This window comes from Paenibacillus sp. MMO-177 (genome assembly GCF_037147795.1).
Lineage (GTDB): Bacteria > Bacillota > Bacilli > Paenibacillales > Paenibacillaceae > Pristimantibacillus.
In genome coordinates this window covers 1-25,832 of the sequence record NZ_JBBCUR010000003.1, presented here as the reverse complement: position 1 = coordinate 25,832, position 25,832 = coordinate 1, and the positions used below count along the sequence as shown (strand labels likewise).

The window sequence follows — 25,832 nt, the reverse complement described above, 5'->3', positions numbered from 1 at the left end:
TTAGAGAAGGAGGGGCAAGTATGCGACGGCGATTTGTTATAGAAGCGGTTATGGTTGCAACGTATGGACATCTGCTAATTCCGAGCCGTCCGATTGATTACGTCGTGCCTTATTCATCCATTCTTGAATTGTACGATATGAGAGACGGGGCAGAGCCGGTCATGGATGATCCGGAGGATGACGCGCATGTAAAAGGCAAAATCGGCGAGCTCATTACCTTTTTCGAGGATCCGCTCAACCGGAAAAAAATCGAACGCGCCATGCAGGTGCCTTGGCGGGAAAGCTCTCCGCTGATCTTAAATGACAGGATTCAGTTCACGATTGTACATGCCGTAGATAATGCTCATTATGGCGACTATTTCGATCCGATCGAGACAGAGCTGCTGCTGACCAGCTCGAAGCTGCAAATTCCGCTGTTGTCCGATCAATTCGAATTTCAAGATAAGCTGCTCGAAGCAAGAGTGCCTGTCCAGGTATACGATATCGAAGATTTCGAGTTTGCGGTAGAAGAGGGCATCTCCATTAAGGATACGAGTCAATTCGGCGATTCCTGAAAAATAATAGCGATTCGACAAAATCAGCTATTGCAAGAGAGAGAGTACGTCTGTTACGATACGAACAGATTACACGAAATATAATTTCGAAGGAAAGGGGTGTCCGGTATGCGGAATCAACAACAGGCAATGATTGTTCTCGTTCGTTTTTTCCATGCATGCCGTACTGGCCGCCTTCGTGATGTGACGTCAATAAGCGGGTAACTATCTGCTTAATGGCGTTTGCATCTTTGCAAGGATCCCGAGCCTAATTGCGGCTTGGGGTCTTTTTTTGTTTTTTAAACAGAGAGGGGAGGCATACAAGAGAGTGAAAGTATTATTGCGGGTACTAGCGTACGTAAGACCAAGCGCGAAATGGGCGGCGGCAGCCATCGTCGTTATGCTGTTCGCTACGATCTTCGACCTCGTGGCGCCGTGGATATTGCGCGAGATCTTTGACGAAGGAATCAAGAAAGAGAATGTATCGGTTATTTTATGGCTCACCTTGCTCTTGATCGGGGTTCAAGCGTTAAAAAGCGCCGGGATGTTCGTACAGGGCTATTCCCAGGAGCTTGTCGGGCAAAACGTCGTGTTTAAGCTTAGAGAGCAGCTTTATGCACAGCTTCAGCGGTTATCCTTCTCGTATTACGACAAGGCGCAGACCGGCCAGCTGATGTCCCGGATGACCGGCGATATCGAAGCCGTCAAAAACTTTGTTGGCTTTGGCGCTATGGGTTTGCTGACCGGATTATTGACCTTTGTGGGTACGATGATCTTTATGCTTTGGATGAATTGGAAGGTGACCTTGATTAGTACGGTTACGATTCCTCTTATCCTGCTTATTTTATGGTGGTTCAGCAATAAGGTTGGCCCTGCCTGGTCAAGTATCCGGGAGCAGACCGGACGGTTAACGACAACTCTCCAGGAAAATATCGCAGGCATTCGAGTTGTGAAGTCGTTCGCAACGGAAGAGGTCGAGCAGCAGAAGTTCGCGCAGCGGAACAAACAGAACTTTGATACCAATATGGACCGCGCAAAATTGGAAGCGAAAGCATTCCCACTGATGGGATTGTTTGGGGGGTTAACCTTTGTCCTGATGATCTGGCTGGGAGCGGTATACGTGGCTCGCGGAGAAATGACGCTCGGGACGTTTATGGCTTTTCAATGGTATACATGGGGAATTATTTGGCCGCTTAACATGCTGGGCTGGCAGATCAATATTATGCAGCAGGCGATTAAGGCGGCTCCGCGGGTCTTCGAGGTTCTCGATACGCCTTGCGATATCGTTACGCCGGAGAACGGAGTCCAAACCGATCGCATGCGGGGGCAGGTCTCCTTCCGCAATGTTAGCTTCTTCTTTAATGACCAGGATCAAACGAAGGATCAGCCGATTCTGAGCGACATTTCCTTCGAGGTGGAGCAGGGGGAAGTTATTGCCGTATTAGGCGCAACCGGCTCGGGGAAAAGCAGCCTGATTGCGCTTCTGTCCAGGTTCTACGACGTGTCGTCCGGCTCTGTACAGATCGACGGGATTGATGTCCGCGACTACGACTTGGATGGTCTTCGCCGCAGCGTGGGTATCGTACCGCAGGAGACGTTTCTGTTCTCCGCTTCAATTCGGGACAACATTGCTTACGGCTACCCGGATGCGACAATGGAGCAAATCGAGCATGCGGCCCAAAAAGCGCAAATCCATGATTTTATCAAGACCATGCCTCACGGTTACGATACCTTGATTGGCGAGCGGGGAGTTGGGCTTTCCGGCGGTCAAAGACAACGGGTAGCGCTTGCGAGAGCGATTCTGATGAATCCGCCGATTCTTGTCCTCGACGAAGCAACAGCCAGCGTGGATACGGCAACGGAGTCAGCCATTCACGAAGCGCTGCTTGAAGTTATGCAAGGCAGAACCACTTTTATTATCGCGCAGCGTTTGTCCTCGATTCAGCATGCCGACCGCATTCTCGTATTGGAGCAAGGCCGTCTAATCGAACAGGGGACCCATAAACAATTAAGCGAGCGGAACGGATTTTTCCGTCAGCTGTTTGATCGGCAGAAGCTCGCGGCAGGACGCTAACGGACAGGAGGGGAATACATGAGTCAAGTGGAATGGGATGACGACAGCGAGATTGAGGAGAAACCCTTTAATCCCGCCTATATGAAGAGACTTCTTGGATATCTAAAGCCGTATCGCAAGACGCTTACTCTCATTATAGGCGTTGTCCTTGTCAATATGATTTTAAGTCTTGCAGAGCCTTTGCTTCTTGGATATTTGATCGACGATGGCATTACCAAAGGGGATTTTAACGCTATTCATCTGTTCGGTATTACCTTGCTCGGCATCAAGCTGATCGGGTGGGGTTGCGGCTGGGTACATACCAAATACATTAACTTTACCGGCCAGCGCATCTTGTACGATCTACGCCAGCAGCTGTTTAATCATCTGCAGAAGCTGTCCTTCCGCTTCTTCGACGGACGCCCGGCAGGAAAGATTATGTCCCGTATTACCAATGATACAAACGCGATCGGCGAACTGATTAACGGCGGTCTGATCACAACCGTTATGGAAGTTACGCATCTGGTCGGAATCGTAGCGATTCTGCTCTGGATGGACTGGAAGCTGGCGCTTCTGTCGTTCATTATGATGCCGCTTCTGTACCTCATCGTGAATCGGCTGCGCCCGAGGATTGAAGGGGCATGGACCCGTTCCCGCAAGACGATGTCGGCTATTAACGGACATTTGAACGAAACCATTCAAGGCATCCGCGTTGTTCAGGCATTCTCGCGCCAACATAAGAACAGCGCAAGGTTCGAAGGGATCAACTTCCGGAACAAGCAGGCTTTCATGCGCGCGATTATGCTGGAGTCAACCGTATATCCGCTGGTCGAACTGGTGGGGATGATCGGTACTTGCATCGTCGTATGGTTCGGAGCCAAACAAGTCATGAACGGTGCGCTTACGATCGGTTTCGTTATGGCCTTTATCAATTACCTGTGGCGTTTCTGGGGACCCCTAAGCGCATTGTCCAAGGTGTACAGCCAAGTGCTGTCGGCGATGGCTTCCGCAGAACGGATCTTTGAAATTCTGGATACGGATGCAGAGGTAACCGATGCCGCAGACGCGCGCCGTATGCCTGCGATCCGCGGCGAAGTGGCGTTCGAGAACGTATCTTTCCGTTATGAAGAATCCAAGCCGGATGTGCTTCATGGCGTCAGCTTTAAGGTTCGTCCAGGGCAGCGAGTTGCGCTTGTTGGACCAACCGGTGCGGGGAAAAGTACAATCGTTAACCTGCTGATGCGGTTCTATGATGCAACCGGAGGCAAAGTCATGATTGACGGGCTGGATGTCAAAGACGTAACACTGGAGTCTTTGCGCAGGCAGATGGGAATCGTACTGCAGGATTCGTTTATTTTCTCGGGAACAATCGAACAGAACCTGCGGTATGGCAATGACGGGGCAACAAGGGAGCAAATGATTCAAGCCTCGGAAAGCGTTCGGCTGGACCGTGTCGTTGCGGCCATGAATGAGGGATATGATACCGAGGTGGAAGAGCGGGGTTCTAAGCTGTCGGTTGGCCAGCGGCAATTGCTAGCATTCGGAAGGGTGCTGCTGTCCGATCCGCGGATTTTGATTCTCGATGAAGCCACTTCCAGCGTAGATACCGAGACGGAGCAGCATATCCAGGAAGCGCTGGAGACTTTGCTGAACGGTCGAACCGCCTTTATCATCGCGCACCGTCTCTCGACGGTACGCGACGCGGATCTTATTCTTGTTGTCCAAGACGGGCGAATCGCGGAGCAAGGCTCGCACAATGAATTGATGAAGCATGGCGGTCTGTATGCGAAGCTGGTAAATACGCAGCTTAACATGCAAGAGGCCGTATTAACGCAAGTTGAGGCTTAGTTCGCGGCTTCGCTTGCCTGCTTAATCCGGTCGATCGCTTCGGCCATCGTTTTATCCGTAAGATGGGCGTAGATTTGGGTCGTCTCGGGAGAGGCGTGCCCAAGCTGCTCCTGGGTCATATAAATATCGTTACGCAGGTAATAATCGGTTGCGAACGAATGGCGGAGCTTATGCACGCTTAAGTAAGGCTTGCCGAAACGCTTCGCGTATTTGATTACCATTTCCTGAATGGCGCGTTTGGTCATTCGAGAGCCTTCTTTTTTGCCGTTAGCCATGGCAAGGAAGAGGGCTTTTTCGCGTTTAGGCGCTTTATAATGAGAATCCCTCATTTGCAAATAGGCCGTCAGATCGTCAACCGCTTCCTGACGGAAATATACGGGAGTCTTGAAGGTATCGTCGTTCTTGCCTTTTCGGTAGACATAAGCGAGCTTCTTCTTCACGTCTATATCGTCGGTATTGAGATTTACGATTTCGGACACGCGAAGGCCGGAATGAAGAATGAGACTGATAATACAGCTGTCTCTGGTTCTATTCAGCTTATAGGAATATAACGCCTGTTTATTCTCCGCAACATCCTTCTCGTAATCGGCATGAATATAGGCCAGAAATTCGTGAATTTCTTCTTCCTGCAGCAGCTTGCCTTCCAGCTTGGCCGCCGTATCTTTCGGCTTGTGCGTCCGCTTGATGGATACCTTGGCCATGACGTTCCGCTTCAATAAAGGATAGAACTCCTCATCCTCGGCGATCTGGCTTAAGTAATGAAAGAGCGACCGGAGAGAAGACAGCTTGCGCGTAATGGTTGTTCTCGTGTTGCTATGATTCGGATTGGTCGCAAGGAACATCCGGAAGGTGTCAATGCTGTCCATATGCAGCCGTTCAAGCTCGATAAGCTGGACATCCTTTACCTTTTCCGCGCTTGATAATCCTTCCGCAATCAGCCATCCCATAAACGTCTCGTAATCTCTTACATACTCCAGCAATGAAGAGGGAGAGAGGTCGGGAAGCTTATAGTTGATAAATTTCTCCACATACCAGGGCATCATCGGAACACGCCGGTCGAGCTCCTGCCGATCCTTGATTTTGATCACATTCAATGCTGTTCACCTCGTTTCAAATCTTCCTATATTGTACCAATTCAAGCGATAAGGAACAATCGGAAGGATTCCGGCGCGAGGAAAAAGTTAGATTAGCAAATAAATGTAATTAATGTATTTGGGTTACTATATTTTTTTGTGTATGTTAAACTCGTTAAAAACCTGCCGTTACACAACAAAATTATTCCAATTAATGATTTATACAAATATTAATAAAATGAGAGGAGTATTAATGTTGATTAATAATCAAATTTATAAATATAGTATTTCCATTATTCTAGCATTTATGATGACGGTTGCCCTGCCGCTTCAAGCTGCAAAAGCAGCGGCGCCAGCTACGCTTAGTTATGGCAGCTACAGTCCGGATGTACCGGATCTGCAGTTCCGTTTGAAGACGCTGGGTTATTTCGATAATACGGCGATTACAACGTTTTATGGCAAAATGACGGAAGAGGCCGTTCGCAAGTTCCAAGCGGATTACGGACTGCAGTCGGATGGCGTAACGGGGGAGAAAACTTGGACCCAATTGAAAAAGGTGTCCGCTAATCAGAAAGAGCTCGATCTTCTGGCACGTATTGTTTACGCGGAAGCTCGAGGAGAGTCCTATAAGGGGCAAGTTGCTGTTGCGGCGGTTGTATTGAACCGTCTTGACGCTGACGGCTTCCCCAAAACCATTAAAGGCGTTATCGAACAATCCGGCGCATTCACGGCGGTAGATGACGGCCAATATTATCTGAAGCCGGATTCTACGGCGTACAAAGCCGCGCTTGATGCGCTGGAAGGCAACGATCCGTCGCAAGGCGCGTTGTACTACTTTAATCCGAAGACGGCTACCTCGCAGTGGATCTGGTCCCGCAAGCAAACCGTTCAAATCGGCAATCATATCTTTGCGGTATAAGTTAGAAATGAAGGGCTATGCACAAAGCTTGCCCGATATCGGCACGGTTTATTTCAAGAAGCAAAGGATTAAGGCACATTCCCGCTCGGATCAAGCGGCGATGTGCCTTTTATTTTACCCCGAATTTAAACCTGCCCTATATTTCCTAACATTCATAGCTTTGTTATACTAAAAATTAAATCCTTTGTACAAATTCTTAATTAATAAGGAGATCTCATGGAATCTAAACGTATTGCAGCAGAAAAAGCAGTTGAACTCGTCAAAGACGGGATGAAGGTAGGACTTGGAACCGGCTCTACCGCTTACTGGGCGATTCAAGCTATTGGCCGCCGGGTGAAGGAAGAAGGGCTAAACATTCAAGCAGTCGCGACCTCGGTCCAATCCGAACAGTTGGCGAACGAACTCGGCATTCCGATGATGCCATTTGCGGATGTGGACGTACTTGATTTGACGATTGACGGGGCTGATGAGGTCGATCCGGCCCTGCACTTAATTAAAGGCGGCGGCGGCGCTCTGCTTCGCGAGAAAATTGTAGCGGCTGCAAGCAAGCAGCTGATTATTATCGTGGACGAGAGCAAGGATGTGAAACAGCTTGGCAAGTTCCCTCTGCCGGTTGAGATCGTTCCGTTTGCGTTCGAGCTTACGGTGAAGAAGCTTCGCAAGCTGGGCTGCGAGCCGAAGCTCCGCAAGAACGGCGAAGAGCTGTATGTCACCGATAACGGCAACTATATTGCGGATTGCGAGTTTGGCGCCATTGCCGATCCGGAAGCGCTGCATGACGACCTGAACCGGATTCCCGGCGTTGTGGATAACGGTTTGTTTATTCATATGGCAAGTCTTGTTATAGTGGGCTCCGCAGACGGTTCGATCCGGAGCATTACAAAGGAATAAGCCGGCCAAACAAGCAGGAAGGGTAGAGGAGCATGAACAAGAGGTTTGCGTTAATAACGGATATTCACGGCAATATGCCTGCGTTAAGAGCGGCCCTTCATGAGATCGACACTTTGCACGATGTCGATTTTATCTGCTGCTTGGGTGATATGATCGGCATTGGACCGGATACAAATGAAGTGCTCCAATCTCTATTTGCCAGAAAAAATCGGTTCTTTGTTTCCGGTAACCATGATGAGGCCGTATTGGCCATCATCAAAGGAAATGCTTATCCGAAAAGCCACTTCCACTCTAAGCGTCATCACGAATGGATTGCGGAGCGGTTGGACAAATCCTTTGTCCCGCTGCTTGAAAGTCTGCCTCGCATGATTCAGACGGAGGTAACGGGCAAGAGCGTGATGTTTACCCATTATCATATCGCAAATGATAAACGGTTCGAACCGATCAGCGAGGACCCGTTCAGCCCGATTGTAGAGCCAAGCTTATCCAATCTGGCGAGATTGTTCGAAGCGCATAAAGAATCTTTGATCGCTTTCGGGCATCATCATCCGGTTCATTATTTCCGGAACGACAGGCAGGTTTTCATAAATCCAGGTTCACTCGGCTGCAACAATAAGTCTACCGCAAGGTACGCGATCGTTACGGCCGGTGCGCAGGGTTTTGAGGTGCAATTGAAGGAAGCGGAATACGATAATTCGGCATTTCTTGCTTCCTATGCAAAGCTGGATGTACCAGACCGGGAGTTTATTTTGCGGGTCTTTCACGGAAATCAGCTAAAAGAATAAAGCAAATGACCCTTCAACTTCGTGTAGTTGGGGGGTCATTTGCTGACTATTAATTAATGGGGGGGATTGTATTGCTTACATTTCGCAACAGCACGCAAGAAGATTTTAAGAGATTGCCTCATTTCCTGCCAATGCCTCAGAAGCCTTTTATATGTTTCCGAAAGGAACGTTTCCGATTGAGCCGCAGCAACTATATGAAGTGTCGTTAACCAGGAGGGTGCCTACGGTAATTGAATATAAGGATGAGCCTGTCGGATATTCCAATCTATACGATATCGAAGAAGGCGGGAGCGGATGGCTGGGCAATGTAATCATCAGCTCCCAATACCGCCGCATAGGGGCAGCGAGGTTTTTAATCCAAACGATGCTGAACCGGGCGAAAGAAGAGCTTAGGCTGAAAGAATTAAACCTGATTTGCCACAGCACAAATACAAAAGCTCTGCTTATGTATAATCAATTCGGGTTTAAACCATACGACTTAAAAGCCTTAAAGAATGAGGAAGACATCGAGATCGCGGGAATTCTAATGAGGATAACCCTGTAAAACAGGAGAGGAACAGTCATCATGAGTATGTGGAGCGGGGTCCTTGTAGGATTGTCGATTGCAGCCCCGGTTGGGCCGATTGGGGTGTTATGCATGAAAAGAACGATCAACCAGGGCCGATGGTATGGCGTCTTATCCGGGCTTGGAGCGGCTTCCGCGGATGCCGTATACGGGCTCATTGCGGCAGTTGGATTTACGGCATTAACGAATGTTCTGGTTGACCAGCGTATATGGATCCAATTAATTGGGGGATTGTTTCTATGTTACTTAGGTTATCAATCGGTCCGGGCTTTACCGCATAGCGGGAAAGAGGTTCAATTAAATAACGGGCTGACGAGAGCTTATTTGACAACATTCCTTCTGACGCTGACAAATCCGATGACGATCTTATCTTTTGCGGCTATCTTTGCGGGCATACAGCACTCTGCGGAAGCAACAGCAGGGGATTCACTCCTGCTTGTGTTGGGAATCTTCCTTGGCTCCATGTTGTGGTGGCTTCTGCTTGCTGGTTTGGTAGGGATAATCCGAACCGCTCTGAATGCAAAGGCGATGCGATGGATTAACGTATTATCCGGTGCCGTATTGCTTGTTTTTGGTGTATGGTCGTTGGTATCGGCAATCCGTTCTGGCAGTTAGGAAAGCATTGACAATGGGTTATTTTTCCGATAACATCGTTATTAGGTATATTTTATTAATTTAATAAAAATTAGTAAGTTAATGATGATGACTCGGAGGGAACATTCATGGCAAATTCGAAATGGGCAGTAGACTTCACGCACAGCAGCGTAGATTTCACTATTAAGCACATGATGATCGCAAAGGTTAAAGGCACCTTCCACAAATTCGAGGCAGAGATCGATGCCGATCCAGCAGATCTGACGACAGCGGCTATCAGCTTCACGGTTGATCTGAGCAGCATTGATACGCGCAACGCGGATCGTGACAATCATTTGCGTACCGGCGACTTTTTCGATATTGCCCAGTTCCCGGAATTGACTTTCAAATCAACCAGCATCGCGAAGACCGACGATGATGAATATGAAGTGACAGGTGATGTCAGCCTGCATGGCGTCACTCGTTCGGAAACCTTCTCCGTTACCTTTGAGGGAGCAGGGAAAGATCCATGGGGCAACGAGAAGGCCGGCTTCAGCGGCAAAGGCTCCTTTAAACGCAGCGATTACGGATTGACCTATAATGCGGCACTGGAAACGGGCGGCGTATTGATTGGCGACGAAGTAAAAATTTCGATTGAGATTGAAGTCGGAAAACTAGCGTAAATCGACTAATTATTGACGAATAATTCACCTCATCTTGGGGTGAATTTTTTCTTTTGAAAAAACGGCCTAGCCCCTTTGACTTAGGCGCTATGGAAGTGATATATTAATCAAAGTTTGTTTTTACGCGTTAAGGAAAGGATGCAAAAAAAGTGGCTACAAGCGAAGACATCACGAAACCAAAACTAATACCGACCAAAATTTTGAAATGCAAAAATCCAGATTGTAAAGCATGGATTCGGGATGAAATGGCTGCTGGAGATCAATTGTGTCCAATGTGCAAAGGACCGATGGGACGGAGCATGAAGCACTTGCCGGCTCTTCAAAAAAAAGCAAAGCCAAAGCCGCGCAAGCCAAAGTCGGAATTTGACCTATAGTATTTAAATTTATGGGGGAATAGCCAAACGGCTGCGTATGGGAACGCAGCCGTTTGTGCTGTGCGGAGGAAGGTAATTAAGTGAGCAATCATTATCCATTTGAGTTTGATCCCAAGCTTCCATTTATTCAGCAGGCGAGCGACTGGATTGCGGATGTCTTTTACGAACAGCTGCCGGAAGCGGGCTTTGAGGTTCGCGACGAACAGATCTATATGGCTTTCCAACTTGAAAGAGCCTATGCCGAAAAGCAGACGATTTTTGCGGAAGCGGGAGTAGGTACGGGAAAAACCCTTGCTTATCTGCTCTATGCCATCAGCTATGCCCGCTACACCAGAAAGCCGGCTATCATCGCCTGTGCCGACGAATCCCTTATCGAGCAGCTTGTAAAGCCGGAGGGGGATATCGCCAAGCTGGCGAATTATCTGGAGTTTACGATTGATGCCAGACTCGGGAAGTCGCCCGATCAATATATTTGCCTAAACAAGCTTGACGATGCAAGAGCAGCCTTTGATGAGGACGCGGAGGCTTTCGACGAGATCTTCCGCGAACTGCCGTCATTTGTCCATAAGCCGGAAACGATGCAAAGCTTTCATCCTTACGGCAACCGCAAAGACTACCCGTCATTAAACGACGAACAATGGTCGAAGCTAGGCTGGGATGTATTCCAGGATTGTCTGGTTTGCGACAGAAGGCACCGCTGCGGTCAGACCTTGTCCCGCGATCACTATCGGAAAGCTGCTGATCTGATTATATGCTCGCATGACTTCTATATGGAGCATGTATGGACTTACGAGGCACGCAAGCGCGAAGGTCAGCTTCCGCTTCTGCCTGAGCATAGCTCGGTCGTCTTTGACGAAGGACATCTGCTCGAGACCGCGGCGCAGAAGGCGTTAACGTACAAGCTGAATCATGCGGTATTCGAGAGCATTATTACGCGCCTTCTGCAGGATGAGATCCGGGAAACGCTGGCGCTCGCTGTAGAGGATGCTATTGTACAAAGCGATCATTTATTTGCGCTAATTGCCCGTCACAGCAAGGCCGTGCCGGCATCCAGCCGGAAGGAAGTGCTATGGAGCCCGGAGCTGGTTCGCGAGGTGAACCGTCTGCAGGACATGCTTGCTTCCATTGAGGAAGAGCTTGTGTTCGAAAGCGGCTTGTTTACGATTGATGATTACCAGCTCAAAATCGTAGAAGAGCATATCGAAATGATTCAGTTTGCCCTGTCTCTCTTCAAGCGTGAAGAGAAGCCGATTAGCTGGGCTTCAGAGGATAAGGACGGTCTTACGCTTGTAATTATGCCAAGATGGGTCAAGGAAGTGCTCAAGGAGCAGGTGTTCTCGAAGAAAATGCCTATCGTCTTCTCTTCGGCAACCTTGTCTGTCGGAGGAGCATTCGATTATATTAAAGAAAGTCTGGGGATCGAGCAGGCGTTATCATTCTCTGTGCCTTCCCCATACGAGTACGAAGAACAGATGCAAGTGCTTATGCCGGCTGAATCGAAAGCCGAGTTGAGCTGGGCGGATAAGATGAAAGCGGCCGGGAAGCTATTGGAACAAAAAGGCGGACGTACATTGTTCCTATTCCCTTCCATGGAGGAGCTTGAGCGTTTCCGCAGGGAAGCTGATGAAAGAAGCCTTACAGGCAGCTATCGTTTCTTGTTCGAGGGTTCGGCTGAGATCAGCCATCTTATTGCCGAATTCCAGAAGGACGAAACAAGCGTGCTCTGCGCGGTTACTTTGTGGGAAGGACTGGACATACCTGGTCCATCTTTGTCGCAGGTTATCCTGTGGTCGCTGCCGTTCCCTCCTAATGATCCGGTCTTTGAAGCGCGGCGCAGCGATTCCGCGAATCCTTTTGCGGACGTAGACATGCCGTACATGCTTCTGAGGTTAAGACAGGGGATAGGCCGCCTAATACGCGCCCGCGATGATCGCGGTACCGTTGTTATTTTCGGCCAAGAGCTGAATGACGATGCCGTCCGCAAGCAGGTGCTGCATGTACTGCCCGAGGGTGTTGAGGCCGGGCATCTAGCGTAACAATAAAAACGATTAAGCCAAGAAGAGCAGGATGCTTTTCTTGGCTTTTCTATACTACAATAGGACTTATAAGTTTTAACCAGGAAAGGAAAATGAAATGATTCAATTATTAAGAGTGGCGGCGGATCATCCCGATTTCCGCGAGCTGATTAAGCTGCTGGATAAGGATCTTTGGAACCGATACCCGGACACGCAGCAATTTTTCGATGCGCATAATCAAGTCAAGCTGGATGCCCATGCAGTGGTTGCCTACCTCGATGAGGTACCGGTTGGTTGCGGCTGCTACAGGGAGATGAGTGACGAGCATACCGTTGAGATCAAGCGCATGTTTGTCAAAGAGGAAGCGAGGGGCAGGGGAATAGCTCAGCGGATCGTGAAAGAACTGGAGCAATGGGCCTCCGAGGAAGGAAAGCAGGATGCGCTCCTCGAGACGGGGACGGGGCAGCCGGAAGCGATTTCGTTGTATAAGAAATTAGGCTACGTCCGGATTGCAAACTATGGGCCTTATATCGACAGTGAAGAAAGCGTATGTATGGGGAAAAAGCTGAGTTTATGATTAGCGAGCAGAAAGAGCCAAGAACAATTCGTTCTTGGCTCTTTCTTATTATCTAATCTGCTCGATAAACCGCTTGGCTGCGCTGGAAAGCGGCATATTCCGCATGTTCATCATTCCAATGTGGGACGGAGGGAGCGGGATGTCGAGCTGGATCTCGAACAAGGAACCTTCCGCAAGCTCCTTCGCGACAAATTCGCGGGTAACATACGAGATCCCGAGACCTCTGCGCGCGAACTCAATCAACAGATCGACGCTGCCGACTTCAATCTCCGGCTTGATCATGTAACCGTAACTACGGAATATCTCCGTGATGGTCATACGGGCCCGGCTGTTGCGGGAAAATAGGATGATGGGATACTGCAGCAGCGTGTTTAGAGACAGGACTCTGTTTTTTAAATCGTTATAAACCGCCCCGGCCACAAAGCAATCCTGAAGCTGAATGCTTTCCTTCACCTCAAGCTGAGGATCCACGATTGGCATGCGGACAACGCCAAGATCTATTTTGCCCTCTTTCAGAAAAGTAATCACTTCCGGCGTCGTACCATGATTCAAATGCAGCTTGATGCCGGGATATTTCTTGATGAAATCCTCCAAATAAGGAAGCAGGTAATGTTTAAACAAGGAATCGCTGCCGCCGATTCGCAGCTCGCCGTTGTCCAGATTTTTAAGCGCAATCATTTTCTCTTCGGCGGTGTTGATCAGGATCTGGGACTGCTCGATATAGGAGTACAAAATCGTGCCTTCCTGGGTTAGAGCAACCCCCTTGGAATTGCGGAAAAACAGCGTCAGGCCAAAGCTTTCCTCGAGCTGCTTGATGGCATGGCTGACGCTTGGCTGGGTGAGGTAGAGGACCTTTGCTGCCTGGGTCAAACTGCCTGTTTTGGCAGCCCAATAAAACACTTTGTATAGTTCATAGTTATTAGTCATAGACGTGGTCGATAGCTCCTGTAAAATATATTAATTACTTGTATGGCTCCTAATCGTATTATAGTGGAATTACAGAAAAATAAAACAGAAGCTTTTCAAAAGTTCTGTTGGAGGGAGAGCAACCATGGAACCCGTAACGTTTGTTTTATTTGGTGCTACCGGCGATTTAGCCAAAAGAAAAATATATCCTGCCCTATACAATTTATTCGTTGATGGAAAGCTTCCGGAGGCCTTTTCTCTAATTGGTCTCGGGAGACGGGAATGGACCGACGAGTTTTTCCAATCGAATATCGAACAGTCTCTCCGCCAGTTCTCCAGACGCGAGATTCAAGATCAGGCTTTGATGCAATCCTTCATTCGCAAATTCCGCTATACGGTTCTCGATATCGGCCGTGCAGATGACTATAAGAAATTGCTGGGTATTATCGAGGAGCGTGAACATGCTCTTCAGCTCCCGCCTAACCGGATGTTCTATTTATCGGTTGGCCCGGAGTACTTCACAACCATCGCTTCGAATATTGCGGAAAGCGGTCTTGGCTCCGCGGCCGGCTGGAAACGCCTGGTTATCGAGAAGCCGTTTGGCCATGACCTTCAATCGGCCCGCGATTTGAACGAGCAGCTTAGCAAATCTTTTGCCGAAGAAGAGATTTTCCGGATTGACCATTATCTTGGCAAACCAATGGTTCAGAACCTTGAAGTTCTGGAATCAGCGAACCCGATCATTCAAGCTCTGTGGAGCAACCGATATATAGCGAATGTACAGATTACGGCAAGCGAAACGGTTGGCGTTGAAGAACGCGCGGGGTATTACGATCATGTAGGCGCCGTTAGAGACATGTTCCAGAACCATATGCTTCAAATGCTGATGATGCTGGCCATTCATCTTCCGCACAACAGTACGCCGGAGGATGTAAGGAAGCATAAGAAACAAGTTATGGAGGCCTTGGTTCCTCTGTCGAAATCGGAAGTAAGCGCCAATGTTATCCGCGGACAATATACTTCCGGTTCGGTCGGGGGCAATCCGGTAAAAGGCTACCGCTCCGAGCCGGGCATTGCCGCCAGCTCCATGAACGACACTTACATTGCGGCGAAGCTGCAAGTGGATGATTATTTCTGGCGCGGCGTACCGTTCTATATCCGGACCGGTAAAAGGCTGCACGATAAATCAACCCGCATCGTGGTGGAGTTCAAGGAGGCTTTACATCAAGCTTCAACGGCTGCGCTTGGCGGAGCGCCAAATCTCCTTCTGATTGAGATTAACCCTAACGAAGGCATTATGCTTCAGCTCAATACGAAGGAGAACGGCGAACTGAAGCCGGTTCAAATCCAGCTGCATGAGAGCAGCAAGGATATTCCCGAGGCTTACGAAAACCTGATCTTCGATGCGCTTGTCGGGAATCCGACCTTCTTCGCGCATTGGGATGAGGTGGAGCTTGCCTGGGCTTGGGTGCAGCCGATTCTGGATGCATTCCGGGAAAATCTGGTTCCGCTCGCTTCTTATGAAGCGGGCTCTAATGGTCCGGCAGAAGCTGACGCTTTGTTAGCCGAAGACGGCTTCCATTGGTGGTTTGATTCGAAGGAAGAAACAGAAAAGAAACGGAAGGATGAAGAGTATGCTTACCAAACTGGACATTGATCAATTATCCATCGATACGATCCGTACTTTGTCGATCGATGCAATTAACGCCGCGAATTCCGGCCATCCGGGGCTGCCGATGGGGGCGGCTCCGATGGCATACGCGCTGTGGGGCAAGCATTTGTCCCATAACCCTGCGAATGCCAAATGGTTCAACCGCGACCGCTTTGTATTATCGGCTGGCCATGGCTCCGCTTTGCTGTACAGCCTTCTGCATTTGACGGGGTATCAAGTTACTATCGAGGATCTGAAGCAATTCCGCAAGCTGAACAGCAAGACGCCTGGACATCCAGAGTTTGGTCATACGGACGGCGTAGACGCAACTACCGGTCCGCTTGGTCAAGGGATTGCGAACGCTGTCGGCATGGCGATGGCTGAAGCGCATTTGGCTGCCAAGTACAACAAGGAAGGCTTCCCGGTAGTTGATCATTATACGTACGCGCTTGTTGGAGACGGCTGCTTAATGGAAGGTATCTCCTATGAGGCGATGTCGATGGCTGGACACATGAAGCTGGGTAAACTAGTCGTACTGTACGATTCGAACGATATTTCGCTCGACGGAGACCTCAATCTGTCGTTTGGGGAAAATGTTCGCAAGAGAGCAGAGTCCGCACAGTGGGAATACTTGCGTGTAGAGGATGGCAATGATCTTGCCGCTATTTCCAATGCGATTGAAAAAGCGAAGCAAAACGTTTCCCAACCTACCATCATCGAGATCCGTACGATCATTGGTTACGGCAGCAAAGCAGCGGGTACTAATAAGGTGCACGGCAATCCGCTAGGCAAGGAAGAGGCGGTTGCGACAAAAGCGGTTTACGGCTGGAAGTATGAAGAAGAGTTTACGGTACCGGAAGAAGTGAAAGCTCATTTTGCCGAATTGAAAGGACAGGGTGCCGCGAAAGAAGCCTCTTGGAACGAATTGGTTGCTTCGTACACAGCGCAATATCCTGAGCAAGGCAGCGAGTTCGGTCAAGTACTGAACGGCACGTTCAAGCTGGATGCGGCTGACATTCTGACCTTCGACACCTCGAAATCCATCTCGACTCGCGTCGCGAGCGGCGAAGCGATTAATCATTTCGTGAAAATCGTTCCTTCGATCTTTGGCGGCAGTGCCGATCTGTCCCACTCGACGATGACGGATATCCGCGGCGAAGGCAAGTTTGCGGTTGACTCCTACGCCGGCCGCAACGTTTACTTCGGCGTACGCGAACATGCGATGGGGGCAGCCGGCAACGGTATGGCGCTTCATGGCGGCGTAAAACCTTTCGTAAGCACCTTCTTCGTATTCAGCGACTACCTGCGTCCGTCCATTCGACTTGCAGCGCTGCAGAAGCTGCCTGTCACTTACGTGTTCACGCATGACTCCATCGCGGTTGGGGAAGACGGTCCTACCCATGAACCTGTCGAGCAGCTGGCGGCACTCCGTACGATCCCCGGTCTGACGGTAATCCGTCCTTCCGACGCGAATGAGACGGCTAGCGCATGGGCTTACGCTTTGCAGCAGCAGGATGGTCCGGTAGCCTTGATCCTCAGCAGACAGAACCTGCCGATCTACGAAGAAACAAAAGCTAATGTGGAAGATGTGGCTAAAGGCGCCTACGTCCTGACGGAGACAAACAGCCAGCCTGATGTCATTCTGATCGGTACAGGCTCCGAGGTATCCCTTGCCGTTGACGCGAAGAAAGAGCTTGAGCAAGAGAACATTTCGGTCCGCGTTGTGGCTATGCCTAGCCGTGAGTTGTTCGACCGCCAGTCCGAAGATTACAAGCAAAGCGTACTGCCTGATGCTGTAACGAAGCGGATTACGATTGAAGCAGGTATCTCGCTTGGCTGGGACCGTTATGCGGGCAAAGAGGGCAAAGTCATGTCGATCGATACGTTTGGCGCATCCGGCCCAGGCACAGCGGTTATGGAATACTTTGGATTCAGCACGCAAAATGTAGTAAAATTAGCTAAAGAATTTAACTAATAATATTATTCGGAGGTTGTTAATAATGAAATTATTCATCGATACAGCAAACTTGGAAGATATTAAGAAAGCCTACAAAATTGGCGTATTGTCCGGCGTAACGACAAACCCGTCGCTAGTTGCCAAAGAAGGCGTTAAGTTCGAAGACCGTATTGCTGAAATTTTGCGCGAAGTGCCTGAGGTTGAATCGGTATCTGCCGAAGTAACGCCAGATGCCCTCACGGCTGAAGAAATGATTGCGCAAGCTGACGAACTCATTAAAATTAACAACTACGATAAAAATATTACAATCAAGCTGCCAATGACTTTGGCCGGTCTTGAAGCTTGCCGTTACCTGACGAAAAAAGGGGTTAAAACAAACGTAACCCTGATCTTTACGGTTAACCAAGCGCTTCTCGCTGCGCGTGCAGGCGCGACTTACGTATCTCCGTTCCTTGGCCGCTTGGACGATATCTCCGAAGATGGCGTTCAACTGGTTGCAAAAGTTGCTGAGCTGTTCCGCGTTCATAACCTGGATGCGCAAATCATCGCGGCATCTGTCCGCCACCCTGACCATGTTACCCGCGTAGCGATGGCTGGCGCTCACATTGCAACGATTCCGTTCTCGGTTATCGAACAAATCTCGAAGCATCCGTTGACGGATCAAGGCATGGACAAATTCGCGGCAGACTGGAAGAAGACGACTCAACAGTAATCCATAAGCATTAAAAAAAAGTAAAAGGCCGTTCCATTAGTCGCTGATGACGATGGGACGGCCTTTTGTTCGATTAAAAAAGATGCCGATCATTGGACCGGCATCTTCAATTTTAAATTTTTGACTAATGCAAGCTATTCGGTAACGCTCGAGCAGGATGTTTGGCATGAGGATTGCAAAGAACACGCCGCGCATTTGCCTTGCTTAGTCTTGCGGATATAACGGGTCAACGTCCAGCCAGCATAGCCGAATATTGCAATACCAGCAACAATGCTGAATACCATAAAGCATCCCTTCCCTTTTGATAGACTAGTGGAAGCCTAGCAGCAAGCCTCCGCGATAAATGATAAAAGCAATGATGTAAGCGACAATAAGCGCGTATCCGACCGAGAACCAAGTCCATTTGGCCGACTTCGTCTCTTTACGGATAACGCCAACCGTTGCAAGGCATGGTACGTACAAAAGGATAAAGGCCATAAAGCTGTATGCCTGAAGCGGTGTGAAGAAATGCGTAATCGCGCCTTCAAGTCCTGCCTGGGTAGGTGCGGCATAGATAATACCCATGGTGGATACGACAACCTCTTTGGCCAAGAACCCTGTAATAAGCGCTGCGCCAGCCTGCCAGTTTCCAAATCCTAATGGAGCCATGATAGGGGAGATAATAGAACCAATCGTCTGAAGAAAGCTTTCGTTCATCGGAACGTTCCAGCCATGGAATCCGGTATAGCCTAGCACCCATATGACGACGGAGCCTCCGAAAATAAATGTTCCGGCTTTGCGGACAAAGCCTTTGCCTTTCTCCCAGGTGCTGCGCGACAACGAGCGCCATTGCGGGATGCGGTAAGGAGGCATTTCTACTATAAACATCGATTCCTCTTCTTTTTCCAGCGTACGGCTGAAGATCAATGCGAGAAGAAGAGCAACAACGACACCAAGGACATATAGCGACAATACGATAAGCGCCTGATTGGATTTGAAGAAGGTCCCAACAAACAAACTGTATACGGATAATCTGGCGGAGCAAGACATTAACGGCGTCAAGAGAATGGTAAGAAGGCGCTCCTTCGGCTGTTCGATCGTTCGCGCCGCCATGATACCGGGTACGTTGCAGCCAAATCCGATAATCATGGGAATAAATGCTTTTCCGTTCAGGCCAACGCCTTCAAGCAGTTTATCCATTACGGTAGCAATTCGGGCCATGTATCCGGAATCTTCAATAAACGAGATGATCAGGAATAACATGAAGATTTGAGGTACAAAAACGAGTACGCCGCCAACCCCGCCAACAATTCCGTCTAGAATAAGAGCTTTAATAAAGGCTGCTGCATCTGCCTTATCGAGGAGTACGTTCAAGCCATTCCTGATAGGGCCGTTTAATAGGGAATCCAGCAAGTCGGATAACGGTGTGCCAATCCAGTCGAAGGTCAGCTTAAACGTGAAGTACATAAAGGCCAGGAATACCGGAATGCCAAGATATTTATTCATGACGACCGCGTCTATACGCTCGGACAACGTAATTTGAGTCGTCTTCGATTCGCGGACTGCGCTTTGAAGCCATTCATTTATAATGGCTGCTCGACGGTCGCGAATGAAATCCGGTAGCTTCTTGCCGACAAACGCAGCTCGGATTTGGTCCTCGGTTTCACTGTAGAAAGCCTGAAGCCATACAGGATCAATGTATTGGCGAAGCATCTGCAGGACTGGAATATTTCCTTCGAAAAATTGCAGGGCAAGCCAGCGCTTCGGCTCTACGTTTTCCGGCAGCTTTTCTTCAAGCTTGGCAATTGCATTGTTTAAAATAGTCCCGTAATCAAAAGGATGCGGAAGGGATGGATGAGCACTGTCCGATGGATTCATCGCTGTCTGCAGCAATTTATCGCAGCCGTATCCCGAACGCGCAATTACGGGTATGATCGGAATGCCGATTTTTTGAGCTAACTGCTCCACATCGATTTCAAGTCCTCTATTTTTGGCTACATCAATCATGTTGAGAGCTAGAACAACCGGTTTGCCATATTCCAGCAGCTGCACCGTTAAATGAAGATTCCTTGCCAGCTGCGAAGCATCCACGACGTTAAGCAGCAGCGAAGGCGATTCCTCAAGAAGATATAATGTGGTTACCCCTTCGTCACGGGATAACGGACTAAGCGAATAGATGCCTGGAAGGTCCACGAGTTGTCCTTGCTTGTTAGTAAGAACTCCAACCTTTTTTTCAATCGTTACGCCTGCCCAATTGCCTACATATTCGTAGGAATCGGTAAGCATATTGAAGAGCGAGGTTTTACCCGTATTCGGATTTCCGGTTAAGGCAATGCTCAACATGCGCCCACCACAATGCTTACCGCGTCCTTGCGGCGAATCGCTATCCATAGTCCATTAATTTCCAATGTACATGGTCCGCCAAACGGCATTATTCTGCGCAGCGAAATGACGGATCCTTCCCTAACGCCGAGGTCTCCGAGACGGCGGCGAACCAGAGAATGGACCTGATCCAAATTCATCACTTTTACTTTAGAACCAATCGTAGTTTCCAGCAAAACCATGTTAATCATTCCACCATTTTCTATTCTAAGGATGAAAATCATTATCAAATAACTGAGGATTATAATAGGTTAATCCGCTGCAAATTGCAATGGTCAAATTATTGAACAAGAAAGCAGCCGGAAAGTTAATCTAAGATAACTTCTTTGTTCGGATTCTGGAGATATTCGAACATCAACCGGACTTGCTCCGCCGTATTCCTTTCAATGGAAAGCTCGGGCAGCTCGTCGATACCGAAGAAGCCGACATCACTCGTTTCCACGCCTGCTTCGGCTTGGCCTCCAATGATCTCGCATAGAATGAACATTTTGTAGACGTGGTAGGGGCTGGGAGGGTGATGATGAAATTTCTTGTCCAGTACAGCGAGCAGACGCACGGCAGCGGTATCGTAGCCGGCTTCTTCTTTCGTTTCTTTGACGGCTATTTCCTTAGGAGAGTAACCGATGTCGCTCCAGCCGCCAGGCATGGACCAACCGCCGTCCATTTTTTCCCGGACTAAAAGGATCTTGTTGTCGCGGAACACAACCGCACGGATATCTGTTTTTGGAGTGGCGTATCCTTTGTCGCTTGCGAAAGCAAGGGCGATTTGCTCATGGCTGACGGACGTATATTCAGCCAGAATTTCGATACTCATCTGACGCAAGGCCTCGTAACGCTCAATATCGTATACATCCGTCGCGTACGTTAAGCCGGTTTGCGCAATAGCTTGCATTTGTTTAGCCCACTCTAACCATTTTGGCTCCATGTCTCTATTACCTTCCTTTTTTTAAGAAATCGTAAAACTGATTAACTTGATAGCTTTATATTTATATAATAAGGGAAAAAGCGAGGAGAGGAACAATTTAATTGAAGGCACTATTTGAAGTACTGGCCGTTTCATTTAAGCTTGGATGCACATCGTTTGGCGGTCCTACCGCGCATCTTGGTTATTTCCACAATGAATACGTAAAGCGACGCCGCTGGATGGATGAACATAGTTATGCCGATCTTGTTGCCTTAGCGCAGTTCCTTCCCGGTCCTGCGAGCAGCCAGGTTGGCATTGGAATAGGCATCCTGCGCGCGGGATGGCTTGGAGGAGTGGCTGCATGGATCGGATTTACGATGCCGTCGGTTATCCTACTTGTTTTGTTTGCTTTACTTATGCAAGGGTTCGATATCGGTAATTCCGGCTGGATTCATGGGTTGAAGATTGTAGCGGTTGCGATCGTTGCCCAGGCGGTATTAAGCATGGGGCAAAAGCTTGCGCCGGACCGGAACCGGGCCACTCTGGCTATCTCTGCCGCGGCTGTCACTTTATTGTGGCAGACAGCCATAAGTCAGATTCTGCTCCTCTTGGCGGCAGGAGCTATCGGTTATTTCTTATACAGACAGACTTCAGGAGCGGATAGAAGCGTCACCGTATCGGTACCCATCAGCAGACGGGCAGGAATGCTTTGTCTGGGGCTTTTTCTAGCTATGCTAATAGGTTTGCCGCTTATGAGGCAGATTGTTGGCGGAGAAGGCCTGCTGGGCCTGTTCGAGAGCTTCTATCGCTCGGGTTCGTTGGTCTTTGGCGGCGGTCATGTAGTGCTGCCGTTACTGGAGCGGGAAGTGGTGCCGACGGGTTGGATGAGCAAAGAAGATTTCTTGGCCGGTTACGGTGCGACGCAAGCGGTTCCCGGACCGCTATTTACAATAGCGGCTTATCTCGGTGCGATGATAAGCGGCATTAAGGGAGCGCTAGTGGCAACGGTAGCGATTTTTCTGCCGGCTTTTCTGCTTATGGCAGGTGCGTTGCCGTTCTGGAATACACTGCGGCACAATGCGAAGGTACAAGGTGCGCTTGTTGGCATTAATGCGGGGGTAGTAGGCATCTTGCTTGCCGCCCTCTATAATCCGCTATGGATTACGGCCGTTCAGGCACCGCAGGATTTTGTGCTGGCTTTATTGCTGTTCGGAATGCTTGTCTATTGGAAGCTGCCGCCTTGGCTGATTGTGCTCGCGGGGCTGACGGGAGGATGGCTGCTTTAACCGAGCGGCGAACAAACATTCTGATCAGATGACGAAAGGGATGAGGGGAACGACCATGTCCGATACTGAAATTTCATTTGGCAATGAAAAAGAAAGCACCTACATTAGAAACAAACTAATCGAGTTTAACGCGAAACACGTTCCGGACTATTTAAGTTCGCGCTATGAAGAGATCAACCTGACATTGAAGGACGAGAACGGCAGCATTATTGGGGGGGTGTTATCCACTCTTTGCTGGAACTGGATTGAAGTCGAAATCCTGTGGATTGACGACACTCATAGAGGTAAGGGATACGGGGCGCAACTACTGAATCAAATCGAGCAGCTTGCAAGAGAGAAGGGTTGTACGTTTATTAAGCTAAACACGTTCAGTTTTCAAGCTCCTCTATTTTATCTCAAGCATGGTTATGTTCAGGTCGCCGTGTTCGAAGAGGCGCCTATTGGAAGCAATCATTATTACTTTAAGAAAATGATTGAATAGGATAGGAGAATTCATATGAGCGTAAGCAGAAAACCACGTCCATCCGGCGTGGTTTTCTGCTTATATGAGTTTGGGGCCCCAATTCTTCCTTCAGGCTTTCCATGCCGTAATTACGACACTGCCCATTATTTTGGAGAAGTTGCTCAAGAGGCGTTCATTTTTCATCATCATGGCAACTGCATCCGGTTTCTTGAATAGTTCGTGATCGATTACCCGTAAAGGGTCGTTATCGTCCGCAGGTTGATTTATTTGCGAAAAATGAGACGCCGAGTACTTTTGAAACCTTGATTTGCTCATCAGCTTTAGCCATTCCGGAACGGTTCGCAGATGATGAAGACCGTAAAAGGATTGGAGTTTTTTCTTTTGCACCGTGGTTAATTTTGCGGCAAATGCCAGCTCGCGATCGTATAGGACTCCTTTCGGCTTCAGCACTCGCCAGTATTCTCCTATAGCGGAGCTTCCTTGGGTAAATGCCGTAACCGACTCGGTAAAAACAGCATCAAACGTCTCATCCTGAAAAGGCATAGAAGCGGCATCTGCCTGTACGATGCGGACGGGAAGTTCGCTTAGCCTCGCACGGTAAGTCGCTTTTTGAATCATATCTTTGTTCCGGTCTATTGCTGTCACGTTACAGCCTAAGCTGGCTAAATAACAAGCAGTCCGTCCTGTACCGCATCCTACCTCCAGCACTTTTGTGCCGCGAGGAAAGCTGATTTGTCCGATTAATTCTTTCGTAGCTTGGAATCCTCCCGGATGCGCACTTCCTTCTCCGAGCCGTGCTAACAATGTATGATAATCCAACGCCTCTTCACCTCTTCGGATATTCTATGCATAACCTCCGTCATGACTGCACCCAATCTTTGCTGCTTTTTGAATGCATGCGCCCTCAGCTATCAACCACTTGTTATTGCTTGAAAGAAAGAATGGAGCACATCTCGTAAATTTTTTCTAATATAGAAGACAATCGTACAGACCTTATAGCAGATATTTTCATATTCTAGGATATGCAAGCAGCAGGTTTTAGGAGGAATGAAGTTATGCAGGAAGTTTTTCCGATTAGCCATAATACGATCTATCCGTACATCGGACGTAGGGTTAGTGCCGTTACGCATGACGGAAGGCATTTTATCGGAACGATTAAGGGAGTAGAAGAAGGTAAGTTAGTGCTAGAGGATTGTACGTTAGACAGACAGTCCTTATCTTTGTCGTCCGTTCGTAACGGTAAACCTTCAAAAAAACAAACACGCTCCAAGCATAAAGCCAGACTGTCCAGCTATTATGACGGTTACGGTGGAGGATATGACGGTTACGGCGGTGGTTATGGCGGTTTCGGTGGAGGCTGTGGTTTCGGCGGCGACTGTTTCTTTTTCCCGTTTGCACTTATTGCTTCGCTTTTCATTTTGCCTTTCTTCTGTATTTGATTGCAGTTGATAAGATTTCAAATGGTGAAAAGAGGTATCGCGATGGCATCCAGGAATGCTCCAAAAAAAAGAGAGCCTGAGGGAAGAATTCATTCGGTTAAAAAAGCAAAACGTATGATCGGCCAACCCGTTTGCGTGTTGTTAAATGACGGTAACTGTTATGTCGGGACGGTTCAAGCCATTCATGACCATCAGCTAATCCTTTCCGAAACCAGAAATTGTGGAAAAGTGAATCTTTCTAATCGTTCCAAGAAACCGGAAGTCCAAGTATCGGGACTGCTGGACTCCTTAATAGGAGGAATTGGCGCGCTCAATTCTTTTAGTACAATGGCAACAGGCTTATTCAAGCCGATGTTATCCGGTCCGTCGGGTCCTTCAGGAGCGGGAGTTCAAACAAAACAAGAAGATTCGGAAGGCCCTTCAGGGCCGGCAGGTGGAGGGCAGCAGAGCGGCTTTTTCGGATCTTTTACGCAAATGCTGCCGAATATCCAAGTCGGTCTTAAAATGGTGAAGACAATTATGCCTTTAATGGGTATGTTCAAAATCTGACGCTTTACTCAGCCTGCCGGAAATCTCCGGTGGGCTGTTTTTATGCAGAAAAATGAAGATCACTAGCGGAATTATCAAACGGTAAACCAGAAGTAAATTATTACCTGTTGAAATCTAAAGTTCCTACATGCTATATTGTAACTCCGACCGCGATAGACAAACGGTTTGGAAGAAAAGCTAACTTTCATCAATTTAGTAGAAATAAATAATGATGAAAAATAAAGCTTGACACAAAAAAGAACAATGTGATAAATTATAACACGTTGTTGCGAAAAACAAATTGTTCTTTGAAAACTGAACAACGAGCGAAACTGCCCCGTTATTTATAACGGAAAAGCGATAAAACAAGTAATGAGCAAGTCAAACATCTGAGATTTTCCTGATCGATTCGATCGATCGAGAAAACTCTTTAATGGAGAGTTTGATCCTGGCTCAGGACGAACGCTGGCAGCGTGCCTAATACATGCAAGTCGAGCGGACTTTGCCTTCGGGTAAAGTTAGCGGCGGACGGGTGAGTAACACGTGGGTAACCTGCCCATAAGACTGGGATAACATTCGGAAACGAATGCTAATACCGGATACGCGAATCGGTCGCATGATCGAATCGGGAAAGGCGGAGCAATCTGCCACTTATGGATGGACCCGCGGCGCATTAGCTAGTTGGTGGGGTAACGGCTCACCAAGGCGACGATGCGTAGCCGACCTGAGAGGGTGA

The 25,832-nt window shown here is 48.6% G+C and carries 26 protein-coding genes and 1 rRNA gene; 20 read left to right on the top strand and 7 right to left on the bottom strand.

Annotated features, from left to right (window positions below; all coding sequences use genetic code 11):
* The first annotated feature begins 20 nt into the window (after positions 1-20).
* From WFK81_RS11120 to WFK81_RS11110, 3 genes are all read left to right on the top strand, one after another.
* On the top strand, positions 21-554 hold the full coding sequence (locus WFK81_RS11120; RefSeq protein ID WP_336786494.1) for an ADP-heptose synthase: 534 nt from the start codon (positions 21-23) through the stop codon (positions 552-554).
* A gap of 307 nt (positions 555-861) precedes the next feature.
* Entirely contained in the window at positions 862-2,607 is a 1,746-nt protein-coding gene (locus tag WFK81_RS11115) for an ABC transporter ATP-binding protein (protein ID WP_336786493.1), read from the top strand.
* A gap of 18 nt (positions 2,608-2,625) precedes the next feature.
* The gene (locus WFK81_RS11110) at positions 2,626-4,434 is read left to right on the top strand and encodes an ABC transporter ATP-binding protein (RefSeq protein WP_336786492.1); all 1,809 of its coding nucleotides are present in this window, start codon (positions 2,626-2,628) and stop codon (positions 4,432-4,434) included.
* Here WFK81_RS11110 and xerS read toward each other — a convergent pair.
* The gene (gene xerS, locus WFK81_RS11105; RefSeq protein ID WP_336786491.1) at positions 4,431-5,528 is read right to left on the bottom strand and encodes a tyrosine recombinase XerS; all 1,098 of its coding nucleotides are present in this window, start codon (positions 5,526-5,528) and stop codon (positions 4,431-4,433) included. The genes WFK81_RS11110 and xerS overlap by 4 nt on opposite strands.
* 232 nt (positions 5,529-5,760) lie before the next feature.
* On the opposite strand from xerS, the gene WFK81_RS11100 reads away from it, so the two are divergent.
* The 9 genes from WFK81_RS11100 to WFK81_RS11060 all read left to right on the top strand — a co-directional run bounded on the left by WFK81_RS11100 (position 5,761) and on the right by WFK81_RS11060 (position 12,889).
* Complete coding sequence (locus WFK81_RS11100) at positions 5,761-6,426, top strand: cell wall hydrolase (protein ID WP_336786490.1); 666 nt, start codon at positions 5,761-5,763, stop codon at positions 6,424-6,426.
* Positions 6,427-6,642: 216 nt separating this feature from the next.
* On the top strand, positions 6,643-7,317 hold the full coding sequence (rpiA, locus tag WFK81_RS11095) for a ribose-5-phosphate isomerase RpiA (protein WP_336786489.1): 675 nt from the start codon (positions 6,643-6,645) through the stop codon (positions 7,315-7,317).
* Positions 7,318-7,349: 32 nt separating this feature from the next.
* A complete protein-coding gene (locus WFK81_RS11090) occupies positions 7,350-8,102 on the top strand; it encodes a metallophosphoesterase family protein (protein ID WP_336786488.1) in 753 nt (250 codons plus the stop codon).
* A gap of 151 nt (positions 8,103-8,253) precedes the next feature.
* Positions 8,254-8,646, top strand: coding sequence for a GNAT family N-acetyltransferase (locus WFK81_RS11085; RefSeq protein WP_336786487.1), 393 nt, complete (start codon positions 8,254-8,256; stop codon positions 8,644-8,646).
* A gap of 21 nt (positions 8,647-8,667) precedes the next feature.
* Entirely contained in the window at positions 8,668-9,282 is a 615-nt protein-coding gene (locus WFK81_RS11080) for a LysE family translocator (RefSeq protein ID WP_336786486.1), read from the top strand.
* Between the two features lie 107 nt (positions 9,283-9,389).
* Positions 9,390-9,923 carry a YceI family protein gene (locus tag WFK81_RS11075; protein WP_336786485.1) on the top strand — a complete coding sequence of 178 codons (534 nt, stop codon included), beginning with the start codon at positions 9,390-9,392 and terminating at the stop codon, positions 9,921-9,923.
* 149 nt (positions 9,924-10,072) lie between these two features.
* Positions 10,073-10,297 carry a cold-inducible protein YdjO-related protein gene (locus tag WFK81_RS11070; protein ID WP_336786484.1) on the top strand — a complete coding sequence of 75 codons (225 nt, stop codon included), beginning with the start codon at positions 10,073-10,075 and terminating at the stop codon, positions 10,295-10,297.
* 80 nt (positions 10,298-10,377) lie between these two features.
* The gene (locus tag WFK81_RS11065) at positions 10,378-12,333 is read left to right on the top strand and encodes an ATP-dependent DNA helicase (protein WP_336786483.1); all 1,956 of its coding nucleotides are present in this window, start codon (positions 10,378-10,380) and stop codon (positions 12,331-12,333) included.
* 97 nt (positions 12,334-12,430) lie between these two features.
* On the top strand, positions 12,431-12,889 hold the full coding sequence (locus tag WFK81_RS11060) for a GNAT family N-acetyltransferase (protein WP_336786482.1): 459 nt from the start codon (positions 12,431-12,433) through the stop codon (positions 12,887-12,889).
* Between the two features lie 48 nt (positions 12,890-12,937).
* Here WFK81_RS11060 and WFK81_RS11055 read toward each other — a convergent pair whose 3' ends face one another.
* Entirely contained in the window at positions 12,938-13,816 is an 879-nt protein-coding gene (locus tag WFK81_RS11055) for a LysR family transcriptional regulator (RefSeq protein ID WP_336786481.1), read from the bottom strand.
* A 124-nt stretch (positions 13,817-13,940) separates the two neighbouring features.
* Here WFK81_RS11055 and zwf point away from each other — a divergent pair, with 124 nt between their 5' ends.
* Genes zwf through fsa form a run of 3 tightly spaced genes read left to right on the top strand, consistent with a single transcriptional unit; the run spans position 13,941 to position 18,115 of the window.
* Positions 13,941-15,452, top strand: a complete 1,512-nt coding sequence (gene zwf, locus WFK81_RS11050) for a glucose-6-phosphate dehydrogenase (RefSeq protein ID WP_336786480.1) — start codon at positions 13,941-13,943, stop codon at positions 15,450-15,452.
* A complete protein-coding gene (gene tkt / locus WFK81_RS11045) occupies positions 15,421-17,421 on the top strand; it encodes a transketolase (protein ID WP_442956053.1) in 2,001 nt (666 codons plus the stop codon). The genes zwf and tkt overlap by 32 nt, the downstream gene beginning before the upstream one ends.
* Positions 17,422-17,446: 25 nt before the next feature.
* The gene (fsa, locus tag WFK81_RS11040; RefSeq protein WP_336786478.1) at positions 17,447-18,115 is read left to right on the top strand and encodes a fructose-6-phosphate aldolase; all 669 of its coding nucleotides are present in this window, start codon (positions 17,447-17,449) and stop codon (positions 18,113-18,115) included.
* A gap of 134 nt (positions 18,116-18,249) precedes the next feature.
* On the opposite strand, the gene WFK81_RS11035 is transcribed toward fsa, so the two are convergent.
* The 4 genes from WFK81_RS11035 to WFK81_RS11020 all read right to left on the bottom strand — a co-directional run bounded on the left by WFK81_RS11035 (position 18,250) and on the right by WFK81_RS11020 (position 21,401).
* Positions 18,250-18,399 carry a FeoB-associated Cys-rich membrane protein gene (locus WFK81_RS11035; RefSeq protein WP_336786477.1) on the bottom strand — a complete coding sequence of 50 codons (150 nt, stop codon included), beginning with the start codon at positions 18,397-18,399 and terminating at the stop codon, positions 18,250-18,252.
* 25 nt (positions 18,400-18,424) lie between these two features.
* Positions 18,425-20,437, bottom strand: a complete 2,013-nt coding sequence (feoB, locus tag WFK81_RS11030; protein ID WP_336786476.1) for a ferrous iron transport protein B — start codon at positions 20,435-20,437, stop codon at positions 18,425-18,427.
* Positions 20,431-20,658 (bottom strand): FeoA family protein, encoded by a 228-nt coding sequence (locus WFK81_RS11025; RefSeq protein ID WP_336786475.1) that lies wholly within the window; start codon positions 20,656-20,658, stop codon positions 20,431-20,433. Before WFK81_RS11025 ends, feoB begins: the two co-directional genes overlap by 7 nt.
* A gap of 125 nt (positions 20,659-20,783) precedes the next feature.
* Positions 20,784-21,401 (bottom strand): NUDIX hydrolase, encoded by a 618-nt coding sequence (locus WFK81_RS11020; RefSeq protein ID WP_336786474.1) that lies wholly within the window; start codon positions 21,399-21,401, stop codon positions 20,784-20,786.
* A gap of 101 nt (positions 21,402-21,502) precedes the next feature.
* Here WFK81_RS11020 and WFK81_RS11015 point away from each other — a divergent pair, with 101 nt between their 5' ends.
* Together WFK81_RS11015 and WFK81_RS11010 are read left to right on the top strand one after the other, a co-directional pair.
* A complete protein-coding gene (locus tag WFK81_RS11015; RefSeq protein ID WP_336786473.1) occupies positions 21,503-22,666 on the top strand; it encodes a chromate transporter in 1,164 nt (387 codons plus the stop codon).
* Between the two features lie 55 nt (positions 22,667-22,721).
* Positions 22,722-23,147 carry a GNAT family N-acetyltransferase gene (locus WFK81_RS11010; protein WP_336786472.1) on the top strand — a complete coding sequence of 142 codons (426 nt, stop codon included), beginning with the start codon at positions 22,722-22,724 and terminating at the stop codon, positions 23,145-23,147.
* A 90-nt stretch (positions 23,148-23,237) separates the two neighbouring features.
* On the opposite strand, the gene WFK81_RS11005 is transcribed toward WFK81_RS11010, so the two are convergent.
* On the bottom strand, positions 23,238-23,933 hold the full coding sequence (locus tag WFK81_RS11005) for a class I SAM-dependent methyltransferase (RefSeq protein WP_336787308.1): 696 nt from the start codon (positions 23,931-23,933) through the stop codon (positions 23,238-23,240).
* A gap of 251 nt (positions 23,934-24,184) precedes the next feature.
* On the opposite strand from WFK81_RS11005, the gene WFK81_RS11000 reads away from it, so the two are divergent.
* From WFK81_RS11000 to WFK81_RS10990, 3 genes are all read left to right on the top strand, one after another.
* On the top strand, positions 24,185-24,568 hold the full coding sequence (locus tag WFK81_RS11000) for a hypothetical protein (RefSeq protein WP_336786471.1): 384 nt from the start codon (positions 24,185-24,187) through the stop codon (positions 24,566-24,568).
* Between the two features lie 42 nt (positions 24,569-24,610).
* Positions 24,611-25,117 carry a hypothetical protein gene (locus tag WFK81_RS10995; RefSeq protein ID WP_336786470.1) on the top strand — a complete coding sequence of 169 codons (507 nt, stop codon included), beginning with the start codon at positions 24,611-24,613 and terminating at the stop codon, positions 25,115-25,117.
* A 409-nt stretch (positions 25,118-25,526) separates the two neighbouring features.
* Positions 25,527-25,832 (top strand): 16S ribosomal RNA (locus tag WFK81_RS10990); the annotation flags it as partial.